General features: G+C 55.9%; 13 protein-coding genes. 1 reads left to right on the top strand and 12 read right to left on the bottom strand.

The genetic code is table 11. The annotated features are described in order from the left end of the window. The 12 genes from AUQ42_RS05170 to AUQ42_RS05115 form a co-directional block, all read right to left on the bottom strand. Nucleotides 1-856 (bottom strand): hypothetical protein (locus tag AUQ42_RS05170; protein ID WP_068518043.1); only part of this gene is annotated, 856 nt, incomplete at its 3' end. Then, nucleotides 843-1,133: a hypothetical protein gene (locus AUQ42_RS05165; protein WP_068518042.1), complete on the bottom strand. Its 291-nt coding sequence runs from the start codon at nucleotides 1,131-1,133 to the stop codon at nucleotides 843-845. The genes AUQ42_RS05170 and AUQ42_RS05165, both read right to left, overlap by 14 nt. Nucleotides 1,134-1,207: 74 nt before the next feature. Beyond that, nucleotides 1,208-3,958, bottom strand: a complete 2,751-nt coding sequence (locus AUQ42_RS05160; RefSeq protein ID WP_068518041.1) for a zincin-like metallopeptidase domain-containing protein — start codon at nucleotides 3,956-3,958, stop codon at nucleotides 1,208-1,210. After that, nucleotides 3,951-4,199 (bottom strand): hypothetical protein, encoded by a 249-nt coding sequence (locus AUQ42_RS05155; RefSeq protein WP_068518040.1) that lies wholly within the window; start codon nucleotides 4,197-4,199, stop codon nucleotides 3,951-3,953. Before AUQ42_RS05155 ends, AUQ42_RS05160 begins: the two co-directional genes overlap by 8 nt. Then, nucleotides 4,196-6,004 (bottom strand): type IV secretory system conjugative DNA transfer family protein, encoded by a 1,809-nt coding sequence (locus AUQ42_RS05150; RefSeq protein WP_068518039.1) that lies wholly within the window; start codon nucleotides 6,002-6,004, stop codon nucleotides 4,196-4,198. Before AUQ42_RS05150 ends, AUQ42_RS05155 begins: the two co-directional genes overlap by 4 nt. Further along, complete coding sequence (locus AUQ42_RS05145; RefSeq protein WP_068518038.1) at nucleotides 6,001-6,957, bottom strand: ATPase, T2SS/T4P/T4SS family; 957 nt, start codon at nucleotides 6,955-6,957, stop codon at nucleotides 6,001-6,003. The genes AUQ42_RS05150 and AUQ42_RS05145 overlap by 4 nt, the downstream gene beginning before the upstream one ends. Continuing rightward, entirely contained in the window at nucleotides 6,957-9,167 is a 2,211-nt protein-coding gene (locus AUQ42_RS05140; RefSeq protein ID WP_068518037.1) for a hypothetical protein, read from the bottom strand. The genes AUQ42_RS05145 and AUQ42_RS05140 overlap by 1 nt, the downstream gene beginning before the upstream one ends. Nucleotides 9,168-9,171: 4 nt before the next feature. Then, nucleotides 9,172-10,269, bottom strand: coding sequence for a TrbI/VirB10 family protein (locus tag AUQ42_RS05135; RefSeq protein ID WP_068518036.1), 1,098 nt, complete (start codon nucleotides 10,267-10,269; stop codon nucleotides 9,172-9,174). Further along, nucleotides 10,266-11,348 carry a TrbG/VirB9 family P-type conjugative transfer protein gene (locus AUQ42_RS05130; RefSeq protein ID WP_068518035.1) on the bottom strand — a complete coding sequence of 361 codons (1,083 nt, stop codon included), beginning with the start codon at nucleotides 11,346-11,348 and terminating at the stop codon, nucleotides 10,266-10,268. The genes AUQ42_RS05135 and AUQ42_RS05130 overlap by 4 nt, the downstream gene beginning before the upstream one ends. Further along, nucleotides 11,345-12,073 (bottom strand): type IV secretion system protein, encoded by a 729-nt coding sequence (locus AUQ42_RS05125; protein ID WP_068518034.1) that lies wholly within the window; start codon nucleotides 12,071-12,073, stop codon nucleotides 11,345-11,347. The genes AUQ42_RS05130 and AUQ42_RS05125 overlap by 4 nt, the downstream gene beginning before the upstream one ends. A 163-nt stretch (nucleotides 12,074-12,236) precedes the next feature. Next, nucleotides 12,237-12,530 carry a hypothetical protein gene (locus AUQ42_RS05120; protein ID WP_068518033.1) on the bottom strand — a complete coding sequence of 98 codons (294 nt, stop codon included), beginning with the start codon at nucleotides 12,528-12,530 and terminating at the stop codon, nucleotides 12,237-12,239. Continuing rightward, entirely contained in the window at nucleotides 12,527-13,705 is a 1,179-nt protein-coding gene (locus AUQ42_RS05115) for a hypothetical protein (RefSeq protein ID WP_231856685.1), read from the bottom strand. Before AUQ42_RS05115 ends, AUQ42_RS05120 begins: the two co-directional genes overlap by 4 nt. Here AUQ42_RS05115 and AUQ42_RS05110 point away from each other — a divergent pair. Then, a complete protein-coding gene (locus AUQ42_RS05110) occupies nucleotides 13,686-14,180 on the top strand; it encodes a hypothetical protein (protein ID WP_156480839.1) in 495 nt (164 codons plus the stop codon). The genes AUQ42_RS05115 and AUQ42_RS05110 overlap by 20 nt on opposite strands. Nucleotides 14,181-14,327: the final 147 nt, after the last annotated feature.

The following is a 14,327-nucleotide window of genomic DNA, read 5'->3' as shown; positions in this document are numbered from 1 at the left end:
AGACCTCTTTGGCCTTTGCGATGAGATGCGGCTCCCGCTTGTCGGGATTGCTGTAATTGATCAGGTTTGCAAAATACCTTGGATCAAAGGTGATGGTTTTGGCGAACACCACGTTGCGATCCCCATCACAGACTTCAAACTCGACCATCTCGATCAGGCTGTCGTCTTCGGTCTTGCGACGGTAATCAACAAAGCACCAGGTCACTTCATAAAACTGATCACCTTTTGCAATCCGGCCTTTTTCATCAAAACGGGCATGGGGAATGCCGTCGATGATGGCCTGACGCAGTTCGTCCTGTCCCTTGCTGATCTTTTGCCCGAAGATCGAGAGCCCTTTGGAGCGATAGGCAAACATCCAGGGGATGTTCCGCAGGGTCGCATCGTGGAAGCGATAGCCATCTGCTTCAATCCAGTTTTCCAGCATGGCGAGTGCAATTTTGGGCGAGATCCAGATGCCGGTCTCTTTGCGAATGATGTAAATCACCCGATCAAACTGGGTCAGAACGATGCCAAGGATCTTGAGAGAAATGCCCTCCATGCCGCGTTTGCGACTGCTGCCTTTGCTCTGGTTCTTGCGCACATAGGGACACCATTCAAAATTATCGGCATTGAAATAATCAAATCCGGTAACCGGTTTGCCTGTGTGGCGACCATAGGGGCGATCGGTATGAGGAAGCTCTTCATAAAGCCCCACCAGACGGATCGGATTGTCGCAGGCCGGACATACGGCATATTCGCGCTGTTTATCACCGGTGACCTGATACCAGGGCTCAAGTTTTCTGGTGTCGCGTTCAAAGGCGGTGCGCTCGATCTCTTTCTCGTCGATTGTCTGCGCCTGCAATTTATAGACGTGCATTATCTGATCTCCCGGCGACGGTCTCACGGAGGGAAGAACCGATGTTATAATGGTTTATAACGCTGTTCCACCATGCGGCCCCCAGCTTGGGGACAGACGCCTTCTGCTCGGCAAGGTGGAGGCATTGCAGGAGGGTTGGCAGATCAAGCGAGAAGGTGTTTTCGCCTGCCTGCAGGGCGAAGACCAATGCCGGGCCGCACACGTTGCAATCAAGGTCCTGAGCCCCTTCAAGATTGGCGCGCTTTTCAAAAATGTCCTTCACATGCTGTTCGGTCATGAGGCGTTCTCCTGGTGAACTGGTGAATAGAAAAAGGTGCCGGTGGCGTGCATCGCGCCACCGGCATTCGGGGATCAGACCGCCAAGCTGGCAGCCTGCTGCTCGCGTCCCCGTGTTCTGGTTTTGGCTTTCGGCTTGGTGAGACCCAACTGGTCGGAGACAAGCCGTTTCAGCGCCTCAAGCCCGCGTTCCCGATGGATGTCGTTAAAGTCGGTCAGGCCCTTAGCCTTTTCCTCGTCACTCAGATCCGGACGCAGGATGTTCGCGCCGGTAAGCTCAGATGCCCGCTCGGCTCCCTTGACCCCGGCATTGATCTGTTTGGCGTGGTCGTCATCGGCGGCAATTACCAGGGCGCGATCCGGATGCTTTTTGTGAAGAGCCTCAGCCACGGGGGCGAGGTTGCCGGAATCAAGTGCAACCACAACCGTCAACCCACTCGCCAGATGCAGGCTTTGGCCGGTGGAATAGCCTTCTGTCACGATCATCGGGCCTTTGGGATCGCCTTCGATGACATGCATCAAGCCGCGTTTTTTGCCGTCCTTGAGATACATCTTGGTGCCATCGGGATGGATGGTCTGGATGTTCTCGATAAAGCCTTTTTCATTGGCCATCGGCATCAGAAGGTTTCCGGACTGGTCAATTCGCAGATCGCCAGCAGGTACTTGTTTGTTCTGCAGATAGGGGTGATTGGCCGGAGCCGGTTCAGCATTCTGGAAAATCCCGTAGGCCCGCTTGGCCACTGCCCGATATTGGGCACGGAGTTCCTGTTCCTGGGCTGCCTTGCGTGCAGCCGCTTCGGCTCTGGCCTGTTCCAGTTCCTTGGGATCGACCTTGGTGCCGGTGGCCACCCATTTGACCGGATCCTGACCGGATTTGTAATTGGTGATGTTGCCTGCCGGGAGACCTTCAAGGAACCCGCGATAGGAGCCACTTTTCTGGCCCTTGCGATCTCCTTCGACCGCAACCCGGTGCCACTTACCATCCATGGTTGGGGGACCATCGAGGATCAGGCCGTTTTCCTTCAACGCTTGGGCAAATTCCTGTTCCGGGTTGATCTTGGGCTCAGGGGTTTTGGCTTTGGTTTCCTGCCAGCGCTTGAATGGGGCAAGCTCCATATCATCTCGTGCGTACCATGCCTTGGCCCGGCGATCCCATTTTGCCCCGAGCGCCTTGGCCTCATTCTTTTCGCTGAATGGCACATTGAGATAGATGCGTTTGGCAGCAGATACTTGAGAAAGGCTTGTCGTTGCTTCCTTCTGATCCGGAGCCAGATGCTGATCTTGCTCAGGTTTGAGATTTGCCTTCGGATCAAATGGCGTTGTCAGGCGTCGTAGCAATCCATCAGCTCTTTGCTGAGCCGGAATGTGCCAATCAGGCTTTTGTCCAGATCCTTGCGTTTGCGGACCATCAATATCCCAAAGGGCGGACAGCAACTCTTGATGTTTCGGAGATCGTGCGGCCTCAGCTGCGAGATCTGTCAGAACCGCGTTTTTGCCAGTCACACTTTGCTGTTGCGGATCGGAGGGGCCGTTATTGTCTGAGGACCAGTCAATTTTGCCAAAACGCTCCGCCAAAGAAGCAAAGTTTTTATGATCCCCGTCCGGTCCCAGGATCGAATAGGCCATATTGTTCCAGTTCGCCATCTCGGCAGATTGCCGAAGGAACCGAACCAGATGATCGGTGGACAGATCAGAGGACAGCAACCGTTCCTTGAACTGGTCGGCGGGCAACAATTCGGTGTCTTGTCGTGAACCGGTCAGCACCAATGAATCCTGTATCCGCATGGCCCAGAGTGTCGGATGTGCGGAAGGATGGTTCTCAAACATCTTCTCGATGGCGCGTTGGCGCTTTTCGGCCATGCTATCGACAAAGGATTGCTGCTTTGACACAGACTGAGATTGAGATTTCTCTGCACTTTGTTGTTTGATCGGGGTAAGGGACTGGCGCATCTCGGGCTCCATGATCCAGGTGCGGATGTTCTCTGCATCCCGCGCAGCAGTGAACAACGCATTGCGGTCTTCCTTGATGGCTTTCATCCAGGAGCCGACATAGGCGGCATGACGTTCGGGGTAATGGCCAAGGCCAAGCTCGGTGGTCAGCATGTAGCTGGCGATCTCTGCACGCAGTTCTTCCTTGGCGTAAACTTCCGAGCCAAACGGCCCGAACTCGCGGGCCATGCGTGATCCATGACCGGTGGCATGGCCAAGCTCATGAAGCGCCGTGGCGTAATATTCATACTGGCCCTTAAACGCGGCCTGATGGGGCATGTGGATCTGATCTGTTGAGCTCCGGTAAAAGGCCCGGTCATTCTGATCATGGAAGATCGGCACATTGCCTTGTTTGAGGATCTGTTCGGCGCGTTCGACCGGGCTGAAGGTCGGTTCAGGCGCGATATAGGGGGCAAGGCCGTCGATCTGTTCGGCATTGAAGACGACCGCATGAAACACCCGGGGACGGTCCAGCCTTACGTCGCGGGTTTTGGCGACCCCCTTGTCGTCCAGAACCGGCTTACCGTTGTCATCGAGCACCTTCTCGCGCTCAGACCATTTCCAATATTCGATCATGGTGCCTTTTTCGCCCTTGCGGACTTGCGCGTCCTGCGCCGCAGCTTGGCGATAGGTCATCCAGCGCGGATCGGAGCGCCCGCGCATTTCAAGCCAAAGGGCATTGATGCCGCGATAGTCCTTGCCTGAGATCGGATTGAACGGGGCCATACGCACCTTTCCCGGTTCCCAAGGCTTTTGCCAGGGCGCTGTACCTGCTTCGATATGGCCGAGCAGTTCTTCGACCACCTGATCGCGATAGCTTTTCTTCTTCTCAGCCATGGTTCGCGCCCTCCGCATCAGCGGTTGGATCGATCCCGTCAAAATGACTGTCGAGTGCGTCATCGGAAGACAGCGCGTCTTCGCTAAAAGCGCCCATGGCATCAGCAATGTCCGGATCTACCGGCACCGGGCCGGTGAGGCTTTCGGCATTGATCATGGAAGAGGCAAGCGCGAGATAGTCCTGGTCATCAAGACCGGCAGAAGTGGTGGTGTTGTCGATAGGTGTGTTGGGTGACTTCATGGGTTGGTTCCTTTGAGAGTGGCAGAAGGCTTGGAAGAGATCGCCATTTGGGGCGGCGTCATACGCGAACGGCGGGAAAGCTCGCGATCCAGGAAATAGAGTTTTTGACGGCCAAGAATGGGCGGCAGACCGGCGACAAAGATCAGGGCATCGCCGGGAACCGGTTTGCGTCCCTCGGTATCAATGATCTGCAGGCGCATACATTCATCAGGGGTGAGAAGCGGGCGGGAGGTTTCGGCCAGATTGTCCGAGACCGATCCAAGATCTCCCATTCGGCCAGAGCGCGATCGGCGTTTCTGGACGATGGTTGCCTTACCGGTCATGTCCGAGAGCAGCTTGGCGGTTTCGAGCTTGTTTGGCGTGAAAGCGACCCGGATCTTGCAGTTGGCCATGATCGATTCATCACGCCCATAATGCTTGAAGAGCTGTTCGGTGTTCTGAACGATGATCATGGCCTTGAGGCCATAGCCCGCCATGAAGGCCAGTGATTCCTCGAATATCTCCAACTTGCCGATGGAGGTGAACTCATCAAGCATCAGAAGCAGGCGGTGCTTGTATCCGGCGAGCGTTTGGCCAGATCCAAACTCCATGCGTTCGGTCAGACGACGCATAAAGAGATTGAGGATGATGCGCAGCAGGGGTCTCAAGCGATCCTTGTCTGCAGGTGAAACGACAAGGAACAGTGCCATTGGCGCTTCACCATTCATCAGATCATGAAGTCGGAAGTCACTGGTTGCGGTATTGCGGGCAATGATCGGATCGGCAAAGACGGTGAGCTGTGTTTTGGCGGTCGAATGCACGCCAGAACGTTCTTGCGGGGCCTTGATCATCATGCTGTTAGCCCCGCGCCGGACTTCCTTGTTTACATGGGCTTTTCCATGATCGAAGGCGGCCATTTCGGCAAGGATATGCTCGAAATTATCATCAGCTTGTTCCGCCTGGCCGTCTTCGCTTGGTTGTCCGGTGATACCGGAAAGGAAGATGTTCACATCATCAAAGCAGGCGATCCGGTTTTCATCGCGTCTTACGCGATAGATGACATGGAGCAATACGACTGAGAGCCAGCCCCAGCCTTCCTCGCGCCAGTAATTCCCCGACATGCCCTTGCCGTCCGGATCAATGATCATTGCGGCAATGTTCTGACAGTCGGCAATATCCTGTTCGCTGTCGATCCGGACTTCGGCCAGCGGATTAAACCGTGCCGAGCCCGACGGTGCGGCAGGTTCAAACCGCAATACCCGATGACCAATGCTGGCAAGCCAGCCGCCAGTCTTGGCAAAGTTCTCGCCTTTGATATCAAGACAGAGAATGCTTTCGCGCCAACTGAGCAAGGTTGATAGGATTAGGCTCACCCCCTTGCCGGTACGGGTTGGAGCCCAGACCAAGACATGCTCGGGCCCGTCATGGCGCAATTCACGGATCCGGCCAAACCAGGATGGCCAGCCACCGATGACAACCCCGTCCTTACGAAACAGGCGCGCTTTCTTGAGATCCTTCAGTTTTGCCCAACGGGCCGAGCCATGCAGTTCGTCGCCTTTGCGGTTGCCCTTGAGCGTGCTGTTATTGGCCCGTGCGGCCAGCGCCAGCACGCCGAACATTGAAAGCAACCCTGTGATGCCTATCCAAAGAGCTGGATAGAGCATTTCATCGGGAAGGCCAGCCGGGTGGGTGGCAGCATCCAGTGACCATTGCCACCAGCGCAGATCAAGCGCGTCAAAGCCAACAGCCAGATGCCATTGCCAGAGAATGGCAGTGATCATGGCAAGCAGGATGATGGGGAGTGTCACGCGATAAATCGCTGTCATGACAACATCTCCTTGCCGTCTTTGAGCACATAGCGGTCATTGCGGGGCTCCCAGATATCGGTGATCCGCCGCCAGCCATCGGTGTTGCGTTTGATCTGGACGACGACATCAACCAGTTCAGCGAGAAACTCCGGCACACGCGGCATGGTCTCACCCGCCCAGGCGATGTTCTGATCGAACTTGCGGTGAATGGCCTGCCAGGGGCTTTCGGCATGGATGGTGCACATAAAGCCGGTGACACCGGAATTAAGGGCTGCCAGTGCGGCAAAGGCGTTCTGGGTGCTGATCTCGCCAAACAGGATATGGTCGGGCGTGATCCTCATCAGGTGATCATAGATCTCGCGCCAGCCGACCATGCCGCTGCCCGTTCCGGCCTCACGGGCTGCAATCAGGCCATTGCCATCCCAGAACTGCTCGATATGCAGTTCCGGGGTGTCCTCGATGGCCAGAACGCGCCGCGCTGGATCAATGGTGGCGAGCAACATATTGAGCAAGGTCGTCTTGCCGGTGTTGGTCGCGCCACTGATGATCATGTTGGCGTCACTTGCGACCTTGTTGATCAAATAGTCGCGGATGGCTGGTGTGACCCCGGCTTGTTGCCATGACGGGGTGAAGGGATGTTTGCAGCGGATCGCGAGGCTCAGATGCGACCTGACCGATGCACCAACCAGGATCTCGCAACGATGATTGCCGGGCAGGATGCAGGAGAGCTTTGGATTGTCATCGGGATTGAACTTCAGACCGCGCTGGTTGGCGAGGCTGATCGCAATCCGCTCGACGGCGGCCAAGGTAAGGGCGGGATCCTCGATCTCGCGCTTGCCTTCCCCGCGCCGTTCGGTAACGACGCGGTGCGGGCGGTTCATGCGGATTTCGACGGTTGAGAGATCGCCGTAATAGGTGGCCAGAGGGCCGAGGATCTTCTCAAACAGGGGATTGGGGGATAGGGCGTTCATTACCACCACCCCCAGCTGCCCATGCAACCGCTTTTTATGCTGTCGGTATGTGCAGGGTAGTTGTATTTGTTCGGCTCATAGAGCGTCCAGTAATCGTTACCGGAACGCTTCTGATGGATTGAGCTTTGTGCAGAGAGCGTGGTGCAGGTCTTGCTGCTTGGCTCGCCGATTGTTTCGCCATCTTCGCGAACTGTCGTCCGGGTGCCAACTGCTGCCGTGTAATTGCAGTGATTAGAGTTATAGACCGTGCGATTTTCGTTATAACCGTCAGAACCGCCAACCCGGACAGTGACGGTGCCCGACGCATTGCCGCATGGTCCGCCAGTATGGTTCTGTGGTGCAGTCCAGCTTGAATGCGTTGGATCTGCCCATTGGACCGTCGCACTGCACACATTCCCCAGATTGGCCGGTGTCGCTTCATCGACTTTCAGGCCGTAAGTCGTCCCATCGGGCCGTTTGTAGGTGTTTACAAGGTCGCGCCCTTCAAACCGGGTGCAGTCCTCGTACCAGATGTCACCATTGGCTTTCGGTCCCTGACCATCATATACATAGGCTGTCTGCGGTTCGCCCGGCAGAACTTCACTGGTCTTGATGTTGTAACGGCCTTTCGGCGTGCCTTCGATATAGACCGTGGTCAGCCGATAGGAGAACAACTGGTCATCATGGTTTTGCCAGCCGGTGGTCTCGACATGATGCGGGTAGGCAATCTCGCTGTCCTGGCATTCAGAGACATATTGCGGGATGCCATCGAGCAGATAGTAAAACCGCTCGCGACCATAGCTGACGCCAGCCGCCAAATCGTGGTTCCAGAATGACGGACTGTCACAGCCATCAATCGTCGACTGGATGGCGATATTGGTGCTATCGGGTTTGCATTCGGTGATGAATTGCTCAACCCCGTTGACCACGATCTGTTTGCGGCTTTGGCGGGTGACCGTGGCAGCCGCCTGATTAATGATTGGCGCACAGACTTCTTGTCCAGCAGCGTTTTTGTAAACCGTTTCATGCGGATATTCGGTGCCATTGTCCGAGCAGGCATCTGCCTGCCAGGTCGTACCGTTCAGCTCATAGATATGGCGACCGGTCTGATAGGATCGGCCAGCGGCAAAATCATGCCGGATCGAACAGCCATCGGTGACCGAGACCAGCGGAACAGCCGCCAGCTCCTCTGAAGGTTCGCAGCTTCTGACCTGGACTTCATTGTTGCTGGCATTGACATAGACAAGGGACGCCTGCGGGACGGCCATCATCTCGTTATAGTCAAGATAGACCGAGCAGGCCGAGGTCTTCTCGGTAATGTCAAAGACCTTGTCTTCGTCCTTCAGACAGTCGGTGACTTCCTGACGATTGCCGCCGCCATCGGTGTAATACAGCAGATACTGTGCAGTTGCCTGACGGGTTTCCATATCAATGGTGTCACCACAGACCGAGTAACTGCGATCCAGCGGATACCGATCTGCACCATCCTCACAGGTCCCCGCGCTCACATTTCCGTCTTCGGTGGTTTCCACCCGGCTTTGCTGGACAGCAACAAGCTGGGCCAGATCAACGCGAATGTTGCAGCCTTCTGTCGTCACGCGCACGGTGGGCGTGCTGGTATCTTCCGCAACATCAAGGGCTGAAGGTGTTGAATACCCGGCTGCATCGGCATTCTTTGACGCATTCGATCCGACAGTGTTTGAGGCACCGGTATCGGCTTCTGCCGTTTCGGTTTCTTTCTCTTCCTTGCCATCTTCTTCCTCGACATCATTCAAACGCTCAAGGGCGGCAATCAGGGCTTCCTGATTGCCTTCGATGGTGACAGGCGAAGCCGGATCAAGCTCGGGGCTATCCATATTGAACTGGGCGACAAAATCGTTTGAATCGAGCGGTTCGGATTTGCCGTCTTTTTCAACGCCGGTTAGCACCAATTGCGCGATCAAATTGTCCTCAAAGGTGACATAGCGGGCATAGGCCTTTGCGGTGACACCTTCGGTCAGTTTAGGGGACGCACCAGGTACATCGACCAAGCCAAGATCAATGGCCATCGGTTCGTTTTGCGAGACGGCGGTACGGGTTTTGGCGCGGGTGACAATATTCACCTTGCGCACCATTTCCTCGATGCCGGGCTCGGCTTGTGGGAAGGTTGTATCTGGCTCGGTCAACTGCGCCAGTGCGGGTGAGACAAGACAGGACGACAGGAGCAAACACCAAAGGGTTCGTTTGTTCATGCTTTTACTCCACATTTGCGATGTACCAGTCCGTTGCCGGACGGATCTGAAGGCGGGTGCCTTGGGGGATGGTGATGATGGGTTGCAGCGAGAGCGTCTCTTCAAGGACGCTGGCGCTGATTTCGCCAAAGCGGGTCGAGAGTTCTTCGGCAGCTTTCTCGACTGCCGCAGTTGCGACTTCGCCTTCGCCTTCGCTTTCTTCTGATTTTGTTGTCGCGGCGGCATAGCGCACAGCCGTCGAAATCCCGGTCAGCATGAAGGCGGTGCCATAGCGCTCCCAGAAGCGGCGATCCACTTCGCCAGCGGCCCCTTGGCGGCCCTGAATGTCACCGATGGGGGAGGCGAGTTGGCGGATCTCGGCCCGATGTCCAGCAATCAGGATGCGTTCACAGGCAATCGACAGGCGCGAACTGCCCATATCTTTGGGCGGATCATAGTTGCAGATCAGCCGGGATCCTTTGGGGATCAGGACATTGCGCCCGTGATAGCCATAGACATCACGCGCCGACTGGACGATCACGGTTCCAGTTGCATCGCCGCCAACCTGACTGTTGATCCCGGTTTCAAGGATCACGGTGATATAGCGATCTGCCGTAATGATGCGGCTGTTATCAACCGGAAGCGTGGACGTCCGACGCGGGCCTTCATAGTCGGCTTTCTCGTCATCACTGACCGGCAGATCGAGCGGATCGAGTGCGGCAGGTGTGGCCATGTGCGGCAGGGCGGCAGGGCTTGAAACACCAGCCATATCAGAAGACTGCCATGCCGGGTTGCCCCAGTCTGACGACAAGGAAACGCGATGTTGCCAAGCGGCCTCCAATGCCGTGCGATAGGGATCCGGTGCAGGTGGTTCGGGAACCGGCTCAGGTTGAGGGGCGGGTTCAGGAGCCGGAGCAGGCTTTGGTTCCGGTTTTGCTTCCTTGATGATGATTGGCGGCATCGCCGGGGCAGGTGCTGCTGGTGCCGGTGGCGGCGGTGCCGGAAGTGCCCAGACCGAGGGATCGTCGGCTGGCAAGGTTGGCGGTTCATTGACCACTGGTTCGGTACACACGCCACCAAAGGTCAGGCCAAGCACCAGAGCGACATCGCAAAATGCACTCATGCGCCTTCCCCGGTATATTCAATGCATAGGAAGCTTTGACCGCTTTTGAGCGTGATCAGCGGGCGGGTGCTTTCAATGATGTAGGTCTCGCCCTGCACACGGGTATTGACCAGCTCATCTATGCCATCGACCACCACATAGGCGGTTGGCAGTTCGATATCCTTCCAACGTTTGCCAAAGCGGATATAGGTGAAGTGATCATCACGGAAGACGGTTTCCGGGCGGAGCGTCTCGTCGCCCCAGAGATCATATTCACCCCAGCCATGCAGGGCGTTTGGATCGAACGGGGATTGTGCAACAAAGTCACCGGTGGGCGTGCCGGGATTGGTCTCGCTCAGTCCGGCAATCGCATTGTCGATAGCAACTGACTTATTGCCTTGCCCTGGAACAGACATCGCTGGAAGGGTCGGTTTCCCTGTGTCGTCCAAAACCCCGGCAAAGCCGGGGACAGCCGGATCGCTATCGATCAGAACGGATCCTTCAATACGCACAATCAGATCGGGCACATTGACCGAGTTGAAACTCTCGGCACGCAGATAGAACGGATAGATCGCACCGGACTTGCCATAGACGACCAGTGAGGTGTCATAGCCGTAGCCGCTGGGGCGGACTGCAAGACGGCGTTCCCCACGTGGTTTGACAGAGAAGCCGCCATCATCACCAAGATCGACGGCTTCAATCTGTTCGCCACGTGGCAGCTCAAGCACGGTGACCATGAACTCGCGGGTGCGGATTTTATAAGTGCAATCATCGCACAGATCTGTGCTGTAAACCGCATCCTCAGGATCGGTCTGATCCCAAACATCCTGAACCTGCCCGCTGGTGCGCGGGCGGCTCATTGCACTAAAGTAACCCTCATTCTGATCACGGGCCTGATCAACCACGCTATCGGGGACGGGCATTGCAGGTGTGGTTTGTTGAGTTGCAGAAGCCCCATCAGAAAACGGTTGCTGCGATTGTCCCGGCATCGGTGGGCGGGCAGCGGTCTGCGCATTGGCGCGCTGATAGCCAAGAATGAGGACGGCCAAAATCAGGCCGCCAAAGACGAGATGGAAAACAAGTTTGATCAGGCGTTTCATGAAGCACCTCTTTCTCTAAGCACCATGTCGAGCACGGTGACGCCAAAGGGATTGGTGTATTTGTCGGCTTCGGAGACGTTTTGCGGGCGGGTGGCCAGCGTCAGATAAGCGCGCAAGTTTTTGCGCGAGATCTCGTTGCCGCGACGATGGTCGATCTGGATGAAATCGACCGCGTATTTATGATCCGATGACAAGGTGGCGATGGGATCGATGGAGACAATCCGGACTTCGCGCTCGATGCCTTTTTCAAGGGCCTCAGAGATCAGGCCACTATCGATCCGCTCGCGCTTGAAGCGTTCCCAAAAGCTGGCATCAGACAGTCTTGATGCTTCGCGCTGGCGCTCTTGCTGTGTGACTGGATCAATCTCGTTGGTGATCAGAACGAAACGCTTGGCCTGGGCTTCAAGGAAGACTTCAAAACCTTCGACCTTCTTGCTGACCGGTTCGACAACATAAGTGCGATCATCCGGGCCATAGGTCCGGATCAGGGCAATCTCGGTTTCCTTGAGCGGTACGAGATGCGCAACGGTTTGCACCAGAACGACCACGCCAGCGCCAAGCACAATGTTGGTTCCGGCAGACAGCCGCAGCATCCAGGCGAGCCTGCGATGGCTGGCCTGAAAGCTGAACGGATCTGCAGCGACGGTGGCTTTATGCGGTGAGGTTGCTTTGACCATCGACTTGCGCCCGTTATCGCGTTTGCCGATGCGCCCTAGCCAAGCCATGAGAAACCCTCTCCATTGAAATCAACAGGCTCGCAAACGCAGGGGCTGAGTTTCATCTCATCAGTTCCAGTCCCGTCTTTGGGGATCTCGCGGTCTTTTGAAACGGAGACACAGCCGGACAGAAAAACGGCAAGGCAAAGCATTGGGACGAGGTGTTTGGGGATCAGGCGCATGGCTGCGATCCTTTCTGATTGGGGACGATTGGGGAGGATGAAGCGCCTAGCCCAAGAACAAGTCTGGCAAGGGCAAGGACGATGGAAAGCGCGATCCAGATATGGACGGCACTGCGCATCAAACCGGCAAGCTGGGCAGCATCGACTTCACGAAGTGCCATGACGAAGACAATCAGGCTTTCGGGGGAGAACATGCCCGTCAGGATGGCGAGCCAAAGTAGCACCATCGGAAGGGCGAGGATCATTAGGAAGGCATCACGCAAGAACTGTTTGAAACGGGTCATGACTTGTCTCCCCGATCAAATGTCGGGGTTTTGAGCCGTTCCATGACGCTTTGGCGATGGGCCTCAAAGGCTGAACCAAACCGACCAAATTGACCTTTGGCCGCATTCAATGCGCCAGCGGGATCTCCGGCAGCAGCTTGTCCCATTCCAAACCCTTTTGCGCCTGCAGCAAGGGCATTGCCCGCAGTCTTAAGGCCAGAAGGTGCGAACTGTTTGGCGTGGTTCAGGACCGTAAGACCGGTTGCGGTCATGCCTGCGGTGATAACGGCAGCCGCCTGATTGGTCAGTTGAGATCCGGCAATCGAGTTGGCCATGCCTGTTGCTTCGGCCATAAAGGCCGTGCCCATCCAGCCAAGGACGATGGCGACCCACAGACCGGGATTGTCGATAGACGTAATTTCGCGAACGTTTTCGGTGTTCTGGATATCAAGCGAGGCCGCACCATAGAGGCACAATGCCAGAGCCAGTGTTGAACCAAACAGCACCATGAAGGCGGCAAACACTGTGCGAATGCCGGTAATGGCCATGCCACGACCCCAGCCAAACCCAAGGGCGAGCATCAGGATCGGGGAGAGGGCCGAAAACATCATCACGCGGAAAATGCTAACGACGACCTGACTGAAATAGACAATGATCAGGATGATATAGGGCAGGGCGAGAAGTACGCCGTAAACACCGGCCATCAGGTTGCCTAGCGAGATTGATGCCCAAATCTCAAAGGCAATCCGCAAGACAACCATTAAGCCTCGTTCGGCGACAAAGACCAGTTGTGCCATGCCGCCCAGCGAAGAGGCCTCGCCAGGAATTTTGGCGCTTGCGATACCACCTTCCATCCCAGCAGACAGAACCACACCCGCAGCACTACCCATCGTTGATAAAGCCATCTGATAGATGGAATTTACGAGAGTAGGCCCTTGCCCGCCAAGCAGCAGACCGGCTATAGTGATGAACGCGAATTCATGAGCGAATCCAATCAGATCGCCCTTACCCATGATCATCTTGCCGCCATGAATGACGATCCATAGACCAACGACGGAGAGATAGATGAACCACATGGGATCGAGCAGCACACTGCTCAGGTTTTGGGTGAAGCTGTTTGCCAGATCGACATACTCCGTCACCACGTCGCAGGTCAGGCACATCAGATCGGTACTAGTGTTTGTTCTACCACTCATCGGGTTGTTGTCCTTTCTGCCGAATGGGACAGCGCACGCTAACTCGCTTGGCGTTGCGCTGAACAAAGGCGACTATTTGGATTGGGAGTACGCGGTGTCTGTGTGGACCCAGATCCAAACCGGCAGCGATTTCGATAAGGAATGGGATCAGGTGATGCCTGCGTATGAGGCCAATCAGGATCTGATCGCAGGCACTCGCGAGGAGGTTTTGCAAAAGCTTGCCAATCACCCGCAGGGTGATCTGATCAAACGTGGTCATGACCTGCGTCTGGTTTATGATGTGTGGAAAGACGCCTATCGTTCGATCCTGCCACCAGGCGCGAAGGCACAACCATGGAACCAGCTTAATGGTTGGAATTGCACCTATGTTAAGAGGCGCAACATTTTCACTGGTGGCTGCAATGACATGCCTGACTGGCGCACCAAAACCGACATCAAAAATCACAATGCGTTCATCGCCAGAGGCGGAAACTAAGTCTGTCATTCTGCCTCCTCCCCACCTTCACGTTGCTGGGGCGGCAGGTATTGCAGCAGCATGGTCGACTGGATCTTGACCAGCTGCGCCATGAGTTGCTGTTGTTGAACCTGCTGGCGGTTTGACATCGCCATCCATTTGGCAATT

The organism is Thalassospira sp. MCCC 1A02491 (assembly GCF_001613785.1).
In the GTDB taxonomy this organism is placed as follows: domain Bacteria; phylum Pseudomonadota; class Alphaproteobacteria; order Rhodospirillales; family Thalassospiraceae; genus Thalassospira; species Thalassospira povalilytica.
Note: the sequence above shows the minus strand (reverse complement) of the source record. Positions and strands in the feature narration are given on the sequence as shown.

Excerpts from the sequence above, each read along its gene's own strand:
- AUQ42_RS05145 (WP_068518038.1), bottom strand. The coding sequence starts at position 6,957 with ATGAACGCCCTATCCCCCAATCCCCTGTTTGAGAAGATCCTCGGCCCT.
- AUQ42_RS05115 (WP_231856685.1), bottom strand. The coding sequence starts at position 13,705 with ATGAGTGGTAGAACAAACACTAGTACCGATCTGATGTGCCTGACCTGC.
- AUQ42_RS05125 (WP_068518034.1), bottom strand. The coding sequence starts at position 12,073 with ATGGCTTGGCTAGGGCGCATCGGCAAACGCGATAACGGGCGCAAGTCG.
- AUQ42_RS05165 (WP_068518042.1), bottom strand. The coding sequence starts at position 1,133 with ATGACCGAACAGCATGTGAAGGACATTTTTGAAAAGCGCGCCAATCTT.
- AUQ42_RS05150 (WP_068518039.1), bottom strand. The coding sequence starts at position 6,004 with ATGACAGCGATTTATCGCGTGACACTCCCCATCATCCTGCTTGCCATG.
- AUQ42_RS05140 (WP_068518037.1), bottom strand. The coding sequence starts at position 9,167 with ATGAACAAACGAACCCTTTGGTGTTTGCTCCTGTCGTCCTGTCTTGTC.
- AUQ42_RS05120 (WP_068518033.1), bottom strand. The coding sequence starts at position 12,530 with ATGACCCGTTTCAAACAGTTCTTGCGTGATGCCTTCCTAATGATCCTC.
- AUQ42_RS05160 (WP_068518041.1), bottom strand. The coding sequence starts at position 3,958 with ATGGCTGAGAAGAAGAAAAGCTATCGCGATCAGGTGGTCGAAGAACTG.
- AUQ42_RS05155 (WP_068518040.1), bottom strand. The coding sequence starts at position 4,199 with ATGAAGTCACCCAACACACCTATCGACAACACCACCACTTCTGCCGGT.
- AUQ42_RS05135 (WP_068518036.1), bottom strand. The coding sequence starts at position 10,269 with ATGAGTGCATTTTGCGATGTCGCTCTGGTGCTTGGCCTGACCTTTGGT.
- AUQ42_RS05130 (WP_068518035.1), bottom strand. The coding sequence starts at position 11,348 with ATGAAACGCCTGATCAAACTTGTTTTCCATCTCGTCTTTGGCGGCCTG.